The 800-nt window shown below is 61.9% G+C and carries 1 protein-coding gene; it reads left to right on the forward strand.

Annotated elements, in window-relative coordinates:
• Nucleotides 1-169: 169 nt before the first annotated feature.
• The coding region (locus GWG67_RS39210; protein WP_275174776.1) for a transposase at nucleotides 170-800 on the forward strand (631 nt) is incomplete at its 3' end.

Here is an 800-nt window from a genome sequence, read left to right on the forward strand (position 1 = left end):
AGTCGTCCGTGAACAAGGCTCTAAGCGATTGAGCAGGAGTCAGTTTTCCGGTTGGGGGGGCATTTGAGATTGCAGGGATTGGGGGCTTGAGGCCCCCAAACCTTGCAATTTTCGTTTGTGGATTCCCTTTCGCTGCGGACCATGATTCTGTGGTGCATCGGAGGGGCCGATGCGACCGAAGAAGCACAGGACGGCGGGATCGAACGATCTGTTCCGGGCGCGGCTGGACCAGATCATCAACATGAAGCACGAGCTGGTTCAGCTCGCTGGCAAGATCGATTGGGACTGGATCGACAGCGAGGTCGCGCCGCTCTACAGCGAGAATGGCCGGCCCGGGATCGAGACCCGGTTCATGATCGGGCTGCTGTTGCTCAAGCACACTTACGGGCTGTCCGATGAGGGCGTTTGCGAGCGCTGGGTTCACGACCCGTATTTCCAATTCTTCACTGGGCAAGAGTTCTTTCAGCATGCCTTCCCGCACGAGCGCTCGGACCTGAGCCATTGGCGCAAGCGGCTCGGCGACAAGTTGGAGCTGCTGCTGGCGGAGAGCCTGCGGGTGGCGCACGAGGCCGGCGCGTTACGCGGCCAGGACCTCAAGCGCGTCACCGTCGACACCACGGTGCAGCCGAAGGCCATCACCTTTCCGACCGATGCCAAGCTGCTTCATGCGGCGATCAAGGGGCTCAACCGCCTGGCGAGAAGGCACGCCGTCAGGCTGCGGCAATCCTATTCTCGTGTGGCCAAGGCCGCCGCGATGATGGCGGGCCGCTACGCCCATGCCAAACAGTTCAGCCGGCATC

Origin of the sequence: Bradyrhizobium sp. CSS354 (assembly GCF_029051725.1) — a bacterium.
Lineage (GTDB): Bacteria > Pseudomonadota > Alphaproteobacteria > Rhizobiales > Xanthobacteraceae > Bradyrhizobium.